This is a genomic window from Telluria sp. LT2P80, assembly GCF_059685955.1.
Map to the genome: position 1 here is coordinate 565,716 of NZ_JCASIO010000002.1, position 18,340 is coordinate 584,055.

16 protein-coding genes are annotated in these 18,340 nt (G+C 65.5%); 10 read left to right on the plus strand and 6 right to left on the minus strand.

The features are described from left to right. Position 1 precedes the first annotated feature (1 nt). The gene (locus tag AC56LW_RS08780) at positions 2-1,030 is read right to left on the minus strand and encodes a CDP-6-deoxy-delta-3,4-glucoseen reductase (RefSeq protein ID WP_499633692.1); all 1,029 of its coding nucleotides are present in this window, start codon (positions 1,028-1,030) and stop codon (positions 2-4) included. A gap of 151 nt (positions 1,031-1,181) precedes the next feature. Between AC56LW_RS08780 and AC56LW_RS08785 the strand changes: the two genes are divergently transcribed. After that, positions 1,182-2,063 carry an NAD(P)H-binding protein gene (locus AC56LW_RS08785; protein WP_499633694.1) on the plus strand — a complete coding sequence of 294 codons (882 nt, stop codon included), beginning with the start codon at positions 1,182-1,184 and terminating at the stop codon, positions 2,061-2,063. A gap of 13 nt (positions 2,064-2,076) precedes the next feature. On the opposite strand, the gene AC56LW_RS08790 is transcribed toward AC56LW_RS08785, so the two are convergent. The 4 genes from AC56LW_RS08790 to AC56LW_RS08805 form a co-directional block, all read right to left on the minus strand. Beyond that, complete coding sequence (locus AC56LW_RS08790; protein WP_332530399.1) at positions 2,077-2,682, minus strand: glycine-rich domain-containing protein; 606 nt, start codon at positions 2,680-2,682, stop codon at positions 2,077-2,079. A 232-nt stretch (positions 2,683-2,914) separates the two neighbouring features. After that, positions 2,915-4,783, minus strand: coding sequence for a sensor histidine kinase (locus tag AC56LW_RS08795; RefSeq protein ID WP_499633542.1), 1,869 nt, complete (start codon positions 4,781-4,783; stop codon positions 2,915-2,917). 189 nt (positions 4,784-4,972) lie between these two features. Further along, the gene (locus AC56LW_RS08800) at positions 4,973-7,153 is read right to left on the minus strand and encodes a metallophosphoesterase (protein ID WP_499633544.1); all 2,181 of its coding nucleotides are present in this window, start codon (positions 7,151-7,153) and stop codon (positions 4,973-4,975) included. An 85-nt stretch (positions 7,154-7,238) separates the two neighbouring features. After that, complete coding sequence (locus AC56LW_RS08805; RefSeq protein WP_332530402.1) at positions 7,239-8,993, minus strand: glutamine--tRNA ligase/YqeY domain fusion protein; 1,755 nt, start codon at positions 8,991-8,993, stop codon at positions 7,239-7,241. A gap of 199 nt (positions 8,994-9,192) precedes the next feature. Between AC56LW_RS08805 and AC56LW_RS08810 the strand changes: the two genes are divergently transcribed. From AC56LW_RS08810 to AC56LW_RS08830, 5 genes are read left to right on the plus strand one after another with little or no spacing between them, the layout of a single operon-like run. Next, entirely contained in the window at positions 9,193-9,486 is a 294-nt protein-coding gene (locus AC56LW_RS08810) for a DnaJ domain-containing protein (protein WP_332530403.1), read from the plus strand. 48 nt (positions 9,487-9,534) lie between these two features. Then, complete coding sequence (locus tag AC56LW_RS08815) at positions 9,535-10,044, plus strand: hypothetical protein (RefSeq protein ID WP_332530404.1); 510 nt, start codon at positions 9,535-9,537, stop codon at positions 10,042-10,044. Further along, positions 10,034-10,825, plus strand: coding sequence for a hypothetical protein (locus AC56LW_RS08820; protein WP_183549872.1), 792 nt, complete (start codon positions 10,034-10,036; stop codon positions 10,823-10,825). Before AC56LW_RS08815 ends, AC56LW_RS08820 begins: the two co-directional genes overlap by 11 nt. Positions 10,826-10,839: 14 nt before the next feature. Then, positions 10,840-11,718, plus strand: coding sequence for a hypothetical protein (locus AC56LW_RS08825; protein WP_499633546.1), 879 nt, complete (start codon positions 10,840-10,842; stop codon positions 11,716-11,718). 10 nt (positions 11,719-11,728) lie between these two features. After that, positions 11,729-12,937: an MFS transporter gene (locus AC56LW_RS08830; protein ID WP_499633548.1), complete on the plus strand. Its 1,209-nt coding sequence runs from the start codon at positions 11,729-11,731 to the stop codon at positions 12,935-12,937. A 113-nt stretch (positions 12,938-13,050) separates the two neighbouring features. On the opposite strand, the gene infA is transcribed toward AC56LW_RS08830, so the two are convergent. After that, a complete protein-coding gene (gene infA / locus AC56LW_RS08835) occupies positions 13,051-13,317 on the minus strand; it encodes a translation initiation factor IF-1 (RefSeq protein WP_183549881.1) in 267 nt (88 codons plus the stop codon). A gap of 452 nt (positions 13,318-13,769) precedes the next feature. Here infA and AC56LW_RS08840 point away from each other — a divergent pair, with 452 nt between their 5' ends. The 4 genes from AC56LW_RS08840 to AC56LW_RS08855 all read left to right on the plus strand — a co-directional run bounded on the left by AC56LW_RS08840 (position 13,770) and on the right by AC56LW_RS08855 (position 18,319). Further along, on the plus strand, positions 13,770-15,272 hold the full coding sequence (locus tag AC56LW_RS08840; protein ID WP_499633551.1) for an ATPase domain-containing protein: 1,503 nt from the start codon (positions 13,770-13,772) through the stop codon (positions 15,270-15,272). Then, a complete protein-coding gene (locus tag AC56LW_RS08845; RefSeq protein ID WP_332530408.1) occupies positions 15,259-16,995 on the plus strand; it encodes a response regulator in 1,737 nt (578 codons plus the stop codon). The genes AC56LW_RS08840 and AC56LW_RS08845 overlap by 14 nt, the downstream gene beginning before the upstream one ends. Before the next feature lie 74 nt (positions 16,996-17,069). Then, complete coding sequence (locus tag AC56LW_RS08850; RefSeq protein ID WP_332530409.1) at positions 17,070-17,627, plus strand: sigma-70 family RNA polymerase sigma factor; 558 nt, start codon at positions 17,070-17,072, stop codon at positions 17,625-17,627. Continuing rightward, the gene (locus AC56LW_RS08855) at positions 17,624-18,319 is read left to right on the plus strand and encodes an anti-sigma factor (RefSeq protein ID WP_499633553.1); all 696 of its coding nucleotides are present in this window, start codon (positions 17,624-17,626) and stop codon (positions 18,317-18,319) included. The genes AC56LW_RS08850 and AC56LW_RS08855 overlap by 4 nt, the downstream gene beginning before the upstream one ends. The last annotated feature ends 21 nt before the right edge of the window (positions 18,320-18,340 follow it).

Consider the following 18,340-nt stretch of genomic DNA (forward strand, 5'->3'; position numbering starts at 1 on the left):
CTTACTGGCTGGCGAGATCGGCGGCGGTCGTGAACGCGTCGGCGAAGAATTCGTCTTCGGGCAGGCCGCACAGCGCCACGTAGTCGCGGCGCGCCGCATCGACCATGAGCGGTGCGCCGCAGGCATACACCTGGTGGCCGGAGAGGTCGATGATGTCCTGCACGACAGCTGCGTGCACGTAGCCGGTGCGGCCTGTCCAGGCATCCTCGGGCAGCGCATCCGAAATCACCGGCACGTAGGTGAAGTCGGGCAGCGTGGTTTCCCAGGCGCGGCACAATTCGTCCATGTACAGGTCTTGCGGGCGGCGGCCACCCCAGTACAGCGTGACCTTGCGCGTGGACTTCAGGTGCATCAGGTGCTCGACGAGGGCCTTGACCGGTGCGAAGCCGGTGCCGGATGCCAGCAGCACGATCGGCTTGTCGGAATCTTCGCGCAGGAAGAACGTGCCGAGCGGGCCTTCGAAGCGCAGGATGTCGCGCTCTTTCATGGCGCCGAACACGTGGTCGGTGAACAGGCCGCCGGGCAGGTGGCGGATATGCAGTTCGAGCGGACCTTCGAACGACGGCGCATTCGCGATCGAGTAGGCGCGACGCTTGCCGTCCTTGAGCAGGAATTCGATGTACTGGCCGGCGCGGTAGGCCAGCAATTCATTGGCCGGCAATTGCAGGTTGACGATGGCGACGTCCGGCGCGGCCTTGCGGATGCCGGCAACGCGGGTAGGCATCTTGCGCAGCGGGTAATCCGAGCTGCCGCCCACTTCGCGCGCTTCGATCACCAGGTCGGCCGACGGCATCGCGCAGCAGAACAGCGCCATGCCGGCAGTCTTTTCGATGTCGGAGAGGGCGCGCTGCTGGTAGGGCTTGTGCTCGATGGCGCCATCGAGCACCTTGCCCTTGCACGAGCCGCAGGCGCCATTCTTGCAGCCATACGGCAGGCCGACGCCGGCGCGGATGGCGGCGGCCAGGACGGTTTCATCGGCTTCGCAGCCGAACTGGCTGCCGCTGGGCTGGACGGTGATCTGGAAGGTCATGCGAATGAAGAAGTTGGGGCGCGAACGCGGGTGGTTGGTGGGGTGCGCCGGCGTGCGGCGAGAGGCCGCCATTCTACACCCGCCCTTGTTTTGCCGGGCGCGCCCTGTGCTACAGTTGCCGCCTCCACGACCCCGCGATTCTTCCATGACCATGCCATCCCGCCCCGCTTTTGCCCGTCCGCGCCTGTTGATCATCGGCTGCGGCGACGTCGGCATGCGCCTGCTGCCACTGCTGGCCGGGCGCTTCCGCGTGTTTGCACTGACCAGCCAGCCGGAGCGCTGCGCCGAACTCCGCGCGGCCGGTGCGGTGCCGGTTGTCGCCGACCTCGACCAGCCTTCAACGCTGGCGCGCCTGCGCAATCTGGCGCCGTGGGTGCTGCACCTGGCCCCGCCCCAGCCCGACGGCGATACCGACCGCCGCACGCGCCACCTGGTGGCGGCGCTGGGCGACGTGCGCCGCATCGTGTATGTGAGCACCAGCGGGGTGTATGGCGATTGCGGCGGGGCGCTGGTGAAGGAGTACCGGCCGGTGGCACCGAAGAACGGGCGTGCCCGGCGCCGTGTCGACGCCGAGCGCATCCTGCGCGCGTGGGCCCTGGTGGCCGGTGCGACGCTGTCGATCCTGCGCGTGCCAGGCATCTATGCCGCCGACCGGCTGCCGCTGCGCCGGCTGGAGCAGGGCACGCCCGCGCTGCGGTTTGAGGACGATGTGTACACCAACCATATCCACGCCGACGACCTGGCCCGCATCGTGCTGCTGGCCTTGATGCGCGGCCGGTCCGGGCGGGTCTATCACGCGGTCGACGACACGCGCATGAAGATGGCCGACTACTTCGACGCCGTGGCCGACACCTTCGGCATGCCGCGCTCACCGCGCCTGCCGCGCGCCGAACTGGCGCAGCTGGTCTCGCCGGTGCTGCTGTCGTACATGTCCGAGTCGCGCCAGCTCGACAACACGCGCCTGCGGCGCGAGCTGCGCGTGCGTCTGCAGTACCCGGACGTCGCCACGGCGCTGGCGCGCCTGCGGCGCTAACCCACGCCGTCGCCTATGCCCGCTTGCCGGGCGACGCGCAGAATGCGATCTTGCTCGTCATGAGGGCCGGCAGGCCCGGTGAGGCGCAGAAGGTGCTGTCTGTGCCTCTGGCGACCGGCTTGCCAGGCGAGGCGCAGAAGGCGGTGGCATTCGCTGCGGCTGCCGGTTTGCCCGGGGACGCACAGAACGCGGTGGCGCCGGCCGGCTTGCCTGGCGACGCGCAGAACGCAGCGTCGCCCCTGACCACGACACCGAACTCGGCCTCGTACAGCGCGCGCATGCGCTCGCCCGCCTGGACATGCTCGCCTTCGGTGCCGGCGGCGATGCCGACGTACGGATAGTGGTGCAGGAAGAAGCCGAAGGCGGCCTCGCAGTCGCGCGCGTACTTCATGGTGTCGAGGATGTGGTAGTGCCAGAAGGTGTCGACATCGACCGTTGGCGAGGCGCCGGCATCCGGGTACTTTTTCATGAGGAACAGGAAACGCCGGTATTCGGTTTCCACGGCGTTGGTGCGCATTTCGGACCAGCCTTCGCCGGACGCTTCGTGCATCAGCTTCATCTTGATCGGATTCAGGTCAAGCGCCTCGAAAGCGGCGTATTCGGTATGGGTCGACATCATGATCACCTCGTGTATGTTTGTGGATGAATCGGACAATGCTGGCGGCTGTCACGGTGTTTGAGGCGGTATTTCCGTAGCGCATTATCGGGAAATTCCGGTGGTATTGACCTGTGACAGACACAGCCATTGTCATGCGCTGGCTCAGCTCAGCAGTTGCGCTAGATCAAACTTGGGAGCATGGACGAGCGCGGTGACGGGCGACGTCGTCACCGTTGCTGGGAAAGGGGACGCCTCAGGCGGCGACGGGCGAGATTGGGGTGCTGTCAGTGCGCAGGCCAGGGCCAGCTGCCGCCGGGGTACCGGCCCCTGGAGCACCATCCACCGGAATACTGACCACGATCGTGGTGCCGCTGCCCATGCCGCTGCTGTTGATCGAGAACGAGCCGCCCAGGATGGCGATGCGTTCCTCGATGCCCACCAGGCCGAAGGAGCCGTGGCGGTTGCGGCTGCCCGGCTGCAGGCCGACGCCGTTGTCGCGGATCGTCATGGTGAGCATGCCGGCATGCTGGTGCAGCGTGATGCCGACCTCGGTGGCACGCGCGTGGCGCGCCACGTTGTTGAGCGACTCCTGCAGGATGCGGAAGAACGCGGTCGCACTGTTGTCATCGATGCGGTGCTCGCCATCGTCGTCCACCAGCTCGCAGGTGATGCCGGTGCGGCGCGCGAAGTCGGCCACCTGCCAGTCGACGGCGGCCGACAGGCCCAGGTCGAGTACGTTCGGCCGCAGGTCGTTGATGATCTGGCGCACGCTGCGGATGGTGACGTCGATCTGGCGCACCGTGGCGGCGGCGCGCGCGTGCAGGCGCTGCTGCGCCCCGCGGGTACGGTTGGCCAGCAGTTCGGCCTCGATTTTCAGCGCCAGCAGGTTCTGCGCCAGGTCGTCGTGGATTTCGCGCGCAATGCGCTTGCGCTCGCCTTCCTTGATCTGCTCCGCGTGGGCGGCAAGCAGGCGCAGTTTTTCATGGCTGGCCTGCAGCTTGGTCTGCGAGGCGCGCAGTTCGCGCGTCATTTCCTCGGCCATGCGCAGCGCGTTGCGGCGCGACGAAGCCAGCGTCTGGAACAGCGCGTAGAGCAGGGCGGTACTCATGCCGGCCGCAAGCGCTGCCAGCCATGGGTAATACATGTCGAAGCGGGTGTACATGTCGGACCTGGGAATGCTGAAGTCGGCGCGCCAGACGCGCTGGTTGAATTCAATGGGCAGGCTGGCCGCAAAGATCCCGTCGTCGGTCTGCGGGGTGGCCGGATTAGGTCGGGCGCTCGTGGCCAGGCTGTCGTACAGCACGGCGCGCGGCGGCGCTTCGCCCGGTTCGGGCGCCAGTGCGGTCAGCTCGGTCAGCACCAGGCGCACGCCCTTGACGGGAAATTCATCGAGCACACCGGCGACCAGCGGCGCAAGGCCGAAGCCAAGACCGGCCGAACCGATATACGCCAGGCGCCGTGCCTGTACGCTGTCATTGGGCAGGTCACTGCGGTAGACCGGCAGGCGCAGCGCCAGCGCGCTCTGGTTGGGGCCCGGCCGCAAGGCGATGCGGGTGCCCGAGGCGCTCAAGCTGCCGGTATCGCGCGCCACGGCCAGCGAGCGCCGGGTCGTGCCGCGCGCTTCCAGGTCCAGCCCCAGCCGGTCGAGCAGATTCAGTGGTAATGGTTCCATGTACACCAGCACCGTGTAGGTATCGCGATCCGGCGCCGTCAGCAACGGGGTGTGCGCGACGCCGCGCCGCGCCAGGCGCTTTTGCAACTCATCGTTCAGCGCCGGCAGGCCGTCGGCGCGCACCGCGCGCGCGTAGTTGATGTTGACGATGCCGGGGAAGTGGCGCTTGATGTCGAGTTCACCGACATACTGGTGGAACTGGGCGGCGCTGGTATCGGGTTCGGCGCGAAACAGGCCGGCGACCCCGCGCAGCACGTCGCTGTAGCTCTTGATCCGGGCGTCGATATTGTTCTGGGCGGCGCGCGCCATGGCGCGAAAGCGTGTCTGCGCATCGCTTTCGATCGCGCCGGACGTCGCACAATAGGCGCCGGCCCCGAACGCCAGCGACAGCACCACGCCGACGATCATGGCGGCGGGTACGAACGTCCCGGCTTGGCGGTCTGGATGCATGGCGGATCTCACGAACGTGAGGCTGGTTGTGGACGTGCGCGCGTGTCGCATGTTTCCACGCTAAGCATTGTCGGCCTCTACCGTAGCTAGCAGGTTTACTAGGTTCTGCAATCTGCCGGCTCTTTGATGAGAACACGGCGCCCGGCTCGTTGCGAGCGGGGCGCCGTGACACAGTTGGCGTGGGCCGGCCTAGTTGAAGCTCAGCCCGTTGTTGCTGGCGTTACTGACTTTCTTGCCCTTCAGGTCGACCGTGAAATGGTCGCTCGGCTTGGCTGAACCCAGGCCCTTGAGAATAGCAAAGACGCCCTTGAACTGCTGCTGGAACGGCACGTGCACCGGGTTCTGGTCGGACGGCTTGTCGCCGATGCGCACGATCGGCGCTGGCGAGGCAGGGAACGCCGCCATCAGCACCTTGTACTGGTTCACGCGTGCCTGGCCCATGTCGCGCAGGGCCAGTTCGCCCGCATACACGGTGCGGTGGAAGTCGCCGTAGAACGCGTACGGGGTGAGGTTCGCAAAGTCGTCCAGGCGCAGGCCGGCGGCCGTGGCCAGGCGTTCGGCGCGCACCGTGGCGTCCTGCCAGTCGGTGGCCAGCGTCGAGGCCGCAACCGTGGTGGTCTGGGGCGTGCCGGCGGCGGCGCATGCGGCGCTCAAGGGCAGAATGCCGGGCGCGTCCTTCAGTTGCGCCAGCGTGACCTTGGTCTGCAGTTGCGACAGGATCAGCATCTGCTTGCCGTTCAGGGCCATCGCGGCTTCTTTCATCTCGCACGGCCAGTACTCGTCCATGAAGCGCAGGCGCGACAGTTCGCCGAAGTACTGGTGCGTGAATTCGCCGTACGAGCGGGTGTCGAGGATGCTGCGGTCCCAGCGCTTGGCGACATCGGCGTTAACCGAGCTGCCCTTGAGGTAATCGTTTTCGACCACGTAGTGCGGGAACAGTTCGGCAAAGCGCGGCACCGTCGACAGTGGCATGGTCTGGACGTCGATCGTCTCGGCATCCTTGTAGGTCACGACCTTGTAGGCGGCGCCATACACGGCCAGCGACGGCGACTGCACGTTGACGAGGTAGTTGCCGCTGCCATCGGTGTGGTCGTTGGTGCCGTTGAAGTGCATGTGGCCGCCCACGTGCAGGCGCAGGCCCGTGGCCGCCACGGCATTGGCGACGCTCGCGTCCGGCACGCGCGCCGTCTGGAACGCGCCCGACTTGAACACGTCCTTCATGGCCTGCGTCTGGTTGGCGTAGAAGTCCATGGTCGGGTAGTGCGAGAAGGCCATCAGCTGCTTGCCCTCGGCCTTGGCGCGCGCGGCGACCGACTTGATGTAGTCCATCAGGAACATCTTGTGGGTGATCACCTTGTTCCAGCCGGCGTTGCCAGCGCCGTCGAAGCCCTTGAAGCTGGTCGGGTTGGCCGGATCGAACTTCGCGTTCGGCACGAACACATTGGCGTCGATCGACAGCAGCCACAGGCCCTTGACCGGCTCGACCAGATACGTCGTGTCGATCAGCTTCGTGCACTTGGTGAAGGCTTTGCCGAGCTTGGCCTCGCCAGCAGCTTTATAAGAGCCGCCCGAGCCTTCGGCGCAGATCTCGAATTCGCGGCTCTTGCCGCCAGACTGCGCCAGGGCTGCGTCATACGTGTATTTGCCGGCGTCGTACTTGCTGAACGGGGTTTCCCACAGCAGGTCGGCCTTGTTCGGCATGAAGCCGAATTCGCCCATCTTGACCATCAGGCGTTCGGTGCCTTGTTCCATGACCTGGTCGGTGCAGATCACCGTCGGGTCCTTGGCGATGCACGCTGGATTGCCTGTGGCGTAGATTTTCTGTTCCTTGCCGTCCTTGGTCAGAAAGTCGTTCTTGCCCGCTTCGTTGTCGTCAAACGGCTCGACCGGGTCGTGGTTGCCGGGTGCGATGAAAAAACGCATGCCCTTGGCCTGGTACTGCTTCATGATCTCGGCGATACCGTCGACGTTCATCGGCTGGGCATCGTCGGTATAGTCGCCCGGGAGCGCAACGACGCGGATGCCCTTGGCATAGGCGTCGTCGAGTGCGGCGTAGAAGGCGAAGTAGTTTTCGTTGAACAGGCGCGTGGAAGTCAGCTGCGCATACATCGTGCGGATGGTCGCGTTCCTGCCGTCTTTCGTCGGGATCCCGGCGAACTGGCTGCTCTTGAAGTCGCCGTAGACATTCTGGAAGTGGACGTCGCTCATGAAGGCGACGGCGGTGCTCACCGGCACTGGTGCCGGTGCCGGTGTTTGCACCGGCTGCGTGACGACAGGGGCGTCGCTGTCGCCGGGACTGCAGCCTGCCAGCAGGGCCAGCAGGGAAAGCGCCGCGCAGGTGGCGGCGCGGTGATGCATTGGACGGGTCATGCAATTACTCCGGTCATCAAGATGCCCGGAGGATGACATCGTTACATGACCGGATGGTTACATGACCGGCTGTAGAACCCGCTGCTTACTTGCCCCAGCTGTCCTTGAGCGTCGTCACCCGGTTGAAGACCGGCTTGCCCGGCGTCGAATCGACGCGGTCGGCCACGAAGTAGCCATGACGCTCGAACTGGAAGCGCTGGTCGCCCACGGCGTCCTTCAGGCCCGGTTCCAGATACGCGGTGATGGTCTCGAGCGCGTTCGGATTGAGCACCGTCTTGAAGTCCTTGCCGCCGGCGTCCGGCTGCGGGTCCAGGAACAGGCGGTCATACAGGCGCACTTCGGCTTCCAGCGCGCTGGCGGCGCTGACCCACGTGATGTTGCCCTTGACCTTGTAGTTGTCCGCGCCCGGCGTGCCCGACTTCGAATCCTCGAAGTACTTCACGTGCACGGCGGTGACGTTGCCGTCGGCATCCTTGTCGAAGCCCGTGCACTCGACCACGTAGCCATACTTCAGGCGCACGCGGCTGCCCGGCAGGTCGCCCTGCGGCGGCGTGAAGCGGAAGTAGCCCTTGACCGGCGTTTCCATGAAGTCTTCCTGCTCGATCCACAGTTCGCGCGTGAACGGGAAGGTGCGCTTGCCCATCTCGGGATGGTGCGGGTGCACGGGCGAGCTGCACTCGTGCGACTCGCCTTCAGGGAAGTTGTCGACGATGAGTTTCAAAGGACGCAGCACGGCAATGGCGCGCGGCGCTTTCGGGTCGAGATCATCACGCAGCGCGCCTTCGAGCGTGCTCATGTCGATCCAGCCGTCAGCTTTCGACACGCCGATGCGCTCGCAGAACAGCTGCAGCGATTCGGGCGTGTAGCCGCGGCGGCGCAGGCCAACGATGGTCGGCATGCGCGGGTCGTCCCAGCCGGTGACGGTGCCATCGTCGACCAGCGCGCGCAGCTTGCGCTTGGAGGTCACGACATAGGTCAGGTTCAGGCGCGCGAATTCGTACTGGCGCGGCACGGGCTTGTTGAAGAAGCCGCCCTCGGCCAGCGTCTCGACCAGCCAGTCGTAGAACGGGCGGTGATCCTGGAATTCCAGCGTGCACAGCGAGTGCGTGATGTTTTCGATCGCATCCGAGATCGGGTGCGTGTAGTCGTACATCGGGTAGATGCACCAGGCGTCGCCCGTGCGGTGGTGGTGCGCATGGCGGATGCGGTACAGGGCCGGATCGCGGTTCGTCATGATCGGCGACGACATCGCGTCTTCGCTCATCTTGGCGCGCAAGATGTGCTCGCCATCCTTGTACTTGCCGGCTTTCATGTCGCGGAACAGCTGCAGCGATTCTTCGGTCGGGCGGTCGCGGAAGCGCGAGTTGGTGCCCAGCGTGCCGAAATTGCCGCGGTTCTTCGCCATCTCTTCGGCGCTCTGGCTGTCGACGTAGGCTTTCCCGTTCTGGATCAGGTACTCGGCCATCGCGTACAGCTGGTCGAAGTAGTCGCTGGCGTAGTACAGGTGTTCCTGGCCGTCTTGCTGCCACGAGAAACCAAGCCACTTGACGCTGTCGATGATCGTGTCGACGTATTCCTGGTCTTCCTTCTCGGGATTGGTGTCGTCGAAACGCAGGTGGCACAGGCCGCCGTAGTCGCGCGCCAGGCCGAAGTTCAGGCAGATCGATTTGGCGTGGCCGATGTGCAGGTAGCCATTCGGCTCGGGCGGGAAGCGCGTGATCACGGGCGGCAGGCCCTCACGGGCATGCGTGCCGGCGGCCAGGTCGGATTCGACGATGGCACGCACAAAGTTCGACGACGGTGCGTTGCCCGGCGCCGGGGAATTCTTGTCGTTGCTCATGAGATAGTTCTGGGAGGGTAAGGTGTCGGGCATTTTACCGTAGACAGCGACCCTGTAGCATGCCCTCGTCGTTACCCTGCCTGCTGCCACCGCCATCCCGCAAAAGCAGGCACCCGCGCCCCGTCGAACCTTTTCTATAGGATAATCTCTCTTTAAACCGTGATTCATTGCCAGACGGCTGACGCCGGGAGAGTTTCTGTTGGAAAATTTATATGCGATCCTCGGCGTGGCCCCGAATGCCACCGACGACGAGATCAAGAAGGTCTACCGCTCGCTTGCCATGCGCTATCACCCGGACCGCAATCAGGCGCCGGGCGCCGAGGCGCGCTTCAAGGCGGTGAGCAAGGCCTACGAGATCCTCTCCGACCGCGCCAGGCGCGACGAATACAACCAGAGCCTGAACCACCGCATCGTGCTCGACGCCGAAGCCGAAGCCTTCGAGCTGTGGCGTTCGCTGTTCGCCCTGAACGGCGTCAACCTGCCCGCGCACTGACGCCTTGGCCGCGCATGCGGCCCGCCATACCCATCTACAGGACACACTATGAAAAACGTACATCCCGAATTCTCTTTCCAGTCGCGTGAACTGGAAGGCCAGATCGAAGGCACCCTGGGCGACCCGCCGAACCGCAAGAACTACGACATGATGGTGAACGCCCTGGTGTCCGAATACGCCGACGGCGGCGGCATCGACGACGTCAACATGATGGCCTTCGCACTGGTCGACAAGATCCGCTTCCTGGACGCCAAGGGCCTGATGGGCGAAGCACTCGACTACGCCGACGGCGACCCTGCCAAGGTGTTTGCGATGGCCGAATGCACCGGCGACGATGGCGCCAAAATGTACGAAGCGATGACGACCAACTTCCCCGAGCTGGCGCGCCAGGCGATCATCACCGCATTCCTGTTCAAGAACCAGAATCGCTGGGACGATGAAGACCAGTCGCTCGAGCAGCTGGGCCGCAATGACGATGGCGACGATGTCGATGAAGACGGCGAAGCAACCGACGACTTCAGCGGCCTGTTCGACGAAGGAGACCGCGATGAGCGATGACACCGGCAGCAAGAACGAACACCTGCCAGCCCTGACGCAGCAGGTGGGCGACCTGGTGCTGGCCGGCTCGCTCGACCACGCCGAAGAGGTGTTCTCGAAAGCGGCCGACGAGCATGGCGACTACGCCGTGGCGCAGGTGCTCAGCGACCTGCCACCGCAGGTGACGGCGCTGCACCTGGCCGGCTTTGACGGCGGCAAGACGTCGCTGGCCACGATGCTGGTACCGCCCAAGGCCTGGGCCGACAGCCTGGCCTACATCGCCGCGACTTGGCCCGACAACCTGATCGAGGACGATCCCGAGCGCATCGCCGAAAACCTGTTCAACCACGTCCATGGCGTGGTGTATGCGCAGGACGACGAAGAGCGCCGCAACGAGCTGCTCGAAGCGGCATCGGCCACCGACCATGGCGCGACGATCTTCGCGATCATGTGGTCGCTGGCCCCGCGCGAAATCCTCGAAGTGGCAGGCGAAATCCTGTCCAAGGGCCGTTACGTGAGCGGCCAGACAAGCGCCGACAGCGACATCGTGCCGCTGGCGGTCGACCTGGCCAAGGCCAGCGAAGATGGCTGGGAGCGTTCGCTGCTGGAGCTGTTCCCGGAATTCAGGCACAGCGCCGAGATGGCCGAAATCGAACTGCCGGACGATCCGGATGAAGAGTCCGAATTCATGCAGCGCTCGACCCGCGACCTGCTGCTGCGCCTGCGCAAGCAAGTGCCGTCGGTGCGCAGCATGCCGCGCCGCAGCCCGCGCCGCAGCCTGGGCTCGGACATCTTTTCGTGACGGCAGGCCCCAGCATGTTGCCTGCCATTGTCATTGAAAAGCCGCCCCGGCTGATCCGCGCGATCCGGCTGCTGCCGGTCGATGCCACGCCCGATGAAGCAGCGATCCTGGCCGACGAACTGTCGGGGATCACCGCCATGGTGGCCGAAAAGTTCACCAACGACCGCACCGCCGAGGGCATCGGGCGCGCGCTGCTGTTGACGGTCGGCGGCATCTCGCTGGGCCTCGAGCACCTGATCCAGACCGAGGAAGAGGGCGACCTCGATGCGCTCGACATCCTGATCGGGGAGGGCGCCGAGCACGCGTTCCAGGCGGGCTTTCGCCTGATCCGCGAGCTGGCCGCGCTGCCCGAGGACAGCCTGGTGAGCGAGTACGATCTCGACCCGATCTATGCGCAGCGGCGCCTGAAAGAACTGTTCGTCGACATCTGCACGGCCGATCCGGGCGAAACGTGGTCGGGCTACGAACGCTACCTGGGCCAGGTGCGCCAGCGTCAGGAAGTCCAGGCAGTCGTCAAGGCGGCCGAGTGGCTGCGCAAGCACCATTACGAGGGCGCGGTCGTCGATCCGGACCTGAATGCCGAAGGCGTGATCGCGATGGCGGTCATCTTCGCGGCCGAAGGCGGCGCGCGCATCACGGCGCGCACCGGCCAGCGCGAGTTTGAACGCTTCGTCAAGGCGGTGCGCAAGCACAATCCCGACTTCGAAGCCGGCTGGGCCGAGCTGATGGCACGCGTGCCGCCGGCGCACAAGCCCGTGATCGCCGCGCGCATCGCCACCTACCGCGCCAGTTGCACGGTGCTGCAACTGATTGGCACGACGGCGACGATGAAGCAGCTGTTCGCCGAAATGGAAAACTACGCCGGGTCGGAGCTCGATCCCGAGTATCCATGAAGGCTGCCAGGTGAGCGCGCCGGGCGCCCGCATTGCCGCCGGCAGCGCGGCGTTCCGGCGCATCAACCGCGCCATGGCGTTTGGCGGCTTTTCCACTTTTGCACTGCTGTATTGCGTGCAGCCCTTGATGCCGCTGCTGGGCCGCGACTTCGGGTTGTCACCCGCGCAGAGCAGTCTGGTGCTGTCGGTGGCGACCGCCACGCTGGCTCTCGCGCTGCTGGGCTCCAGCAACGTCGCCGAGCGCTTCGGGCGCAAGAAGGTCATGGTCGGCTCGATGCTCAGCGGCGCCGTCCTCACGCTGGGCTGCGCCTTTGCCTCCGACTACCTCCACCTGGTGGCGCTGCGCGCCTGCATGGGCCTGATGCTGGGCGGCTTGCCGGCCGTGGCGATGGCCTACCTGGGCGACGAGATCGAACCCACATCCCTTGGCCTGTCGATGGGCATGTACATCAGCGGCAGTGCCTTCGGCGGCATGACGGGGCGGGTGCTGTCGGCCTTCATCAGCGATTTCGCCTCGTGGCGCATCGCACTTGGCGTGCTGGGTGCCGCCGGGCTGTACGCGGCGTGGGAATTCTCGCGCAGCCTGCCAGCCTCGCGCCATGGCGCCACGCTGCCGGCCCGCGGCCCCGGCTTTGTCGCCGGTGTACGCATTCACTTGCGCGATCCGGGGCTGCCGTGGCTGTTCGCGCTGTCGTTCCTGCTGATGGGCGCGTTCATCACGCTGTACAACTACATCGGCTACCGTCTGCTGGGCGCGCCGTTCAACCTGCGGCCAAGCGCCGTCGGGTTGCTGTCGCTGCTGTACCTCTTGGGCATCGTCAGTTCGATGTGGGCTGGCAAGCTGGCCGACCGGCTCGGGCGGCGCAACGTGTTGTGGCTCCTGATGGGGCTGATGATCGCCGGGTTGCTGATTACGCTGGCCGATTCGCTGGTGGCCATCGTGCTGGGCGTGGGCCTGGCGACCTTTGGCTTCTTCGCGTCGCACTCGGTGGCCAGCAGCTGGGTAGGGCGCCGCGCACGGGCGCCGCAGGCGCTGGCCTCGGGCATCTATCTGTTCTTCTATTACCTGGGATCGAGCGTGGTGGGCTGGTCGGGCGGGTATGTCTACGAGCACTGGGGGTGGACCGGTGTCGTGACCTTGCTGGCGGGGCTGCTGGGAGTGGGGCTGGGGATTGCGTTGCATCTGCGGCGCCTGGCGCCGTTGCCGGTGAACTACTAGCTGGAGTAAGCAGGGGGCAATACTGACTGGCAGGGCAATACCGATGCCGTGCGCCGGCCGAAAACCGGTCGCACAAGTAAAAACGCCACGCTGCGAAGCGTGGCGTTGTCCGATCAGCGGCGAGCTGCGCGGTTTTGCGGGCGCGGTGCGCCGCCGGTTTTGCCAAGGTGACGGAAAGTGATCCGGCCCTTGCTCAGGTCGTACGGCGACAGTTCGAGGCTGACCTGATCGCCGGCAATGATGCGAATGTGGTTCTTGCGCATTTTGCCCGAGGTGTAAGCGATCAGCTTGTGGCCGTTTTCGCAGTCGATACGATAACGCGAGTCCGGCAGCACTTCAGCCACGACGCCATTCATTTCGATGAGTTCTTCTTTTGCCATGATGGAGCTCCTGTAAATTTTAATATTGGGTAATCACACCAGCCTGGCGCGCGGCGCACGGGCTGGCGGATGATGCGGCCTGCGTGAAGCAGGCGGTGTCAGGATGGGAATAATATTGACTTCGCTGGGTGTTGCGGCCCGTGTGCCATCTCGTGCCGTGGCGTCGCGCTTTGCGCGAATCATTTGTCCACAGGAACACGATATGGGGACGGTAGTAGAATTTTCCAGTGGCAATCTCGTGTTGTCATTCCTGAAACTTTGTAATCGTGGAGGAGTGATCGATGCCATACAAGCGATAGTGTAGCACGGTTGCCGCTCTGCGGCTCATGCGCACGCATAATGACGATATAATCTGCTTAACTTCCGTTGCAAAAAGCAACGCTTTTCACCAGGTCTTTCGCGTGCAGCAGTTGCCCCACGTGTCGATCGGCCGACTTTCCTGGGCTGCTCTCATGAACGACCGCACTTCCGCCAATATAACGGGCCGCATTTCCACCGGCATCGCCGGCCTTGACGACATCCTGGGTGGTGGCTTGACGCCCCAGCGCGTGTATCTCGTCGAAGGCTCGCCCGGCGCCGGCAAGACCACGCTCGGCCTGCAATTCCTGCTCGACGGAATGGCGCGGGGCGAAGCCGGCCTGTATGTCACCCTGTCCGAAACCACCGACGAACTGATTGCGGTGGGTCAAAGCCATGGTTGGGACCTGACCCCGCTGTCGATTTACGAGCTGGCAGGTGAAGACGACCTTGATCTTGACTCGCAGCAGTCCGTGTTCCATCCATCCGAGATCGAGCTGGGCGAAACGACGCGCAAGGTCATGGACCGGGTCGACCAACTGCAACCGGTACGGGTGGTGTTCGACAGCCTGTCCGAAATGCGGTTGCTGGCCCAGAATCCGCTGCGCTACCGGCGCCAGATTCTTGCGCTCAAACAATTCTTCTCCGCGCGCGGCTGTACCGTCCTGCTGCTCGATGACAAGACCAACCAGTCCGACCAGCAGCTGCACAGCATTGCCCACGGCGTCATCAGCCTGGAGCAGATTGCGCGCGACTATGGCAAGGAACGGCGCCGCGTCAATATCCTCAAGATGCGCGGGATTCGCTTCCGTGGCGGCTACCATGACTATGCGCTCGACACCGGCGGCATCACGATGTACCCGCGCCTGGTCGCCGCCGAACACGTGCGCGACTTCGTGCCGCTGGTCGGTTCGAGCGGTTCCGACGGCTTCGACGCGCTGCTGGGCGGCGGCCTGATTCGCGGCACCAACACGCTGATCGTCGGCCCGTCCGGCATCGGCAAGACCACGCTGTCCACGCGCTGCCTGCTGGCCGCGCTCGAGCGTGGCGAAAAGGCGGCCTATTACCTGTTCGACGAAGGCCTGGGCACCTTCTTTGCCCGCAGCACGCAGCTTGGACTGGACCTGCGGCCCTACCTGGCCACCGGCCAGCTCGCGATGTGCCACTTCGATCCGGCCGAACTCTCGCCTGGCGAATTCGCGCAGCTGCTGCGCGACGCCGTCGAACAGCAGGGTACACGCTTCATGGTGATCGACAGCCTGAACGCCTACCTGCAGGCAATGCCGGGCGAACAGTTCCTGACATTGCAGATGCACGAACTGCTGTCGTACCTGAACCAGCAGGGCGTGACGACCATGATGATCCTGGGCCAGCATGGCCTGATGGCCGAAGGCCGCACCGACGTCGACCTGAGCTACCTGAGCGACAGCACGGTGCTGATGCGCTTCTTTGAGACGAGCGGCAATGTGCGGCGCGCCATCAGCGTGATCAAGAGCCGCACCACGCAGCACGCCCAGACAATCCACGAGCTGCAGCTGGGCCACGGCGGCGTGCGTATCGGCGCGCCGCTCGTTGGTTTCGAGGGCGTGCTGACCGGCATCCCCAATTACCGCGGCGCCACGCCCATGATGGTTCCGGTTCCAGATGCCGGGCAATAGTCAGCCGCGCAGCGCGCACGAAGAGCGCATCCTGATCTTCGCGCCGCGCGGGCGCGACGCCGACGTCATGGCGTCGGTGCTGCAGCGCGATGGCCTCGAGTGCAAGGCCTTCACCGACTTCGCCCAGCTCGCCGCGGCGATTGAAGAGGGCGCCGGCGCGGCCATCCTGGCCGAAGAAGCGCTGCAGAACATCGATGCCAGGGCCTTGCATGCCTGGCTCGAGGCGCAGGCGCCGTGGTCTGACTTTCCGTTCATCGTGTTGCTGGCCAAGACCGTCGGCCTGCAGCAGGGCGCGGCGCGCGAGCGCCTGGGCGACTACGGCAATGTAATCCTGCTCGAACGCCCGCTCAATGCGCAGACGCTGCGCAGCGCCAGCATCTCGGCCCTGCGCGCGCGCCGCCGCCAGTACCAGGCACGCGACGTGCTGGCCGACCGCGAGCGCACGGCGCAGAGCCTGCACGACAGCCGGCAGGAACTCGTCGCCCTGAACGAAACGCTCGAATCGCGCATCGACGAGCGCACCCGCGCGCTGGCCCAGGCCAACGACCGCCTGATGAACGAAATCATCGAGCGCGAGCGCGTGCAGCAGGCGATGGCGCAGTACCAGAAGATGGAAGCGGTCGGGCGTCTGACCGGCGGCATCGCGCACGACTTCAACAACCTGCTCAATGTGATCCAGGGCAGCATGGATCTGATCCTGTTGATGTCGAAGGACGATGTGGCCAAGGGCCGCGCCGAGATCGCGCGCCGCGCCTGCCAGCGCGGCGGCAAGCTCACGAGCCAGTTGCTGGCGTTCGCGCGCAACCAGAGTCTCGACCTGCGCGAAACCCATATCGGCCTGCTGTTCGACGGCGTGCGCGAACTGGTGGCCAGTTCGGTGGGCTCGGCCATCCGGCTGCGCTTTGCCGTCGACGACGACTGCGCCGCGGTGCTGGCCGATGGCAACCAGATGGAGATGGCCTTGCTGAACCTGGCCATCAATGCGCGCGACGCGATGCCGGCCGGCGGCGAGCTGGTGTTTGCAGCGGGCCTGTCGGCGCCGCCGGCCGGCTTGCTGGCCGAGGGCGACTATGTGCGCATTGCGGTGACCGACAGCGGCGAAGGCATGGCGCCGGATCTGGTGGCCAAGGTGTTCGAGCCGTTCTTCACGACCAAGGGTGTCAAGGGCACGGGACTGGGCCTGAGCCAGGTGTACGGCATGGCGCAGCAATCGGGCGGCGCGGCGCGCATCCTCAGCGAACAGGGCGTGGGCACCACAGTGGAAATCTGGCTGCGCGCCGCCACCAATATCGACGAGGCCGAGCCGGCGCCATTGGCGCAGATGCCGGTCGCAAGCCACCCGGCGCGCATCCTGATCGTCGAGGACGACGACTTCGTGCGCGCCTCGATGGTGTCGTCGCTCGAAGCGCTCGGCCACCAGGTGACGCAGGCAGCCGACGGTGAAGCGGGCCTGGCGGCCCTGCAACGGGCGCGCCCGGAACTCCTGATCACCGATTACCTGATGCCCGGCATGACGGGCGCCGACCTGATGGTGCGCACGCGCGCGATGTTCCCGGGCCTGCCGATGATCATCGCCACCGGCTACGCCGACATGAAGGCGATCGAGCAGGTGATCGGCGACGATATCGTGCTGCGCAAGCCGTTCCAGCTGGCCGAACTGGCCGTGAGCGTCGGCCAGGCCCTGGATCGCCAGCGCCAGCGCGAGAGCGCGGTCCTGGCGTAACGCGCACGCAGTGCGCGATTCAAGTCTGATTGCGCCTATATAATCCGACAGACGCCACTTGCCAACGGACCACCGTGACAACCGCACCCGACCCATTCGACTACGAAGCCGCCATCGGCGCCTGCGCCCGCGGCGACCGGCATGCCCTGCGCCGGCTGTATGACCAGGAAAGCCCGCGCCTCCTGGGCGTGGCACTGCGCATCGTGCGCGACCGCCAGAGCGCCGAAGACGTCGTGCACGACGCTTTCGTGAGCATCTGGACCCGCGCCGGCACGTTTGATGCCACGCGTGGTTCGGGCCGCGGCTGGATGTACACGATCGTGCGCCACGCAGCGCTCGACGCCGTGCGCGATGGCGCCCACGAAGTCGGCGTCGACGAAGACACGCTCGATGCGCTCGACGCCGACGCCTTCGATCCCAATATGCAGGACGCTTTCGAGCTGCGCCAGGACATGGGCCGGCTGCACGAGTGCCTGACCCAGCTCGATCCGGCCAAGCGCAACAGCATCCTGCACGCCTATGTGGATGGCTTCTCGCACAGTGAAATCGCCGAGCGGCTCAAGTCGCCGCTGGGCACGGTCAAGGCCTGGATCAAGCGCGGCATGAGCGCGCTGCGGGAGTGCATGGTATGAACGCAACACACGATTACGACGAACTCGCCGGCCAATACGTGCTCGGCACGCTGCCGCGCGCCCAGCGGCTCGAGGTCGACGCCGCGCTGGCCAATAACGCATCATTGCGCGCCGCCGTCGCCTTCTGGGAAGAGCGCCTGCTGCCCCTCACCACACTGGTCGAACCGAGCACGCCACCGGCGTCGCTGTGGGCGCGCATCGAGCGCAGCCTGGGGCCTGTCAGCAAGCCAGTGACGGTCGCGCGCGCTGGCTGGTGGGAGCGTCTGGGACTGTGGAGGGGCCTGGCTGCCGGCGGTTTTGCCGCTGCCGCCGTCATGGCGGTAGTGGTGGGCCTGCGCGTCAACGACCTGCAGCAGCCGCACTATATGGTCGTGCTGGCCGCGCCGCAGAACGCGGCGCCTGGTTGGGTGCTCAAGATGACGGGCGCGACGACGCTGCGCCTCGAACCGCTGGTGGCGACCGCCGTGCCGGCGCAGCGCGCGCTGCAGTTGTGGACCAAGGCCGACGACTGGTCCGGTCCCGTGTCGCTGGGCCTCGTCAAGCCGGGCGAGACTGTCGAGGTCAAGCTCGACAAGCTGCCGAAGATCGTGCCGAACCAGCTGTTCGAGATCACGCTGGAGCCCGAAGCCGGCTCCCCGATCGGCAAGCCGACCGGCCCGATCCTGTTCATCGGCCGCGCCGTCGTCATCTAGGGTCAGGCGGCATCAACGAAA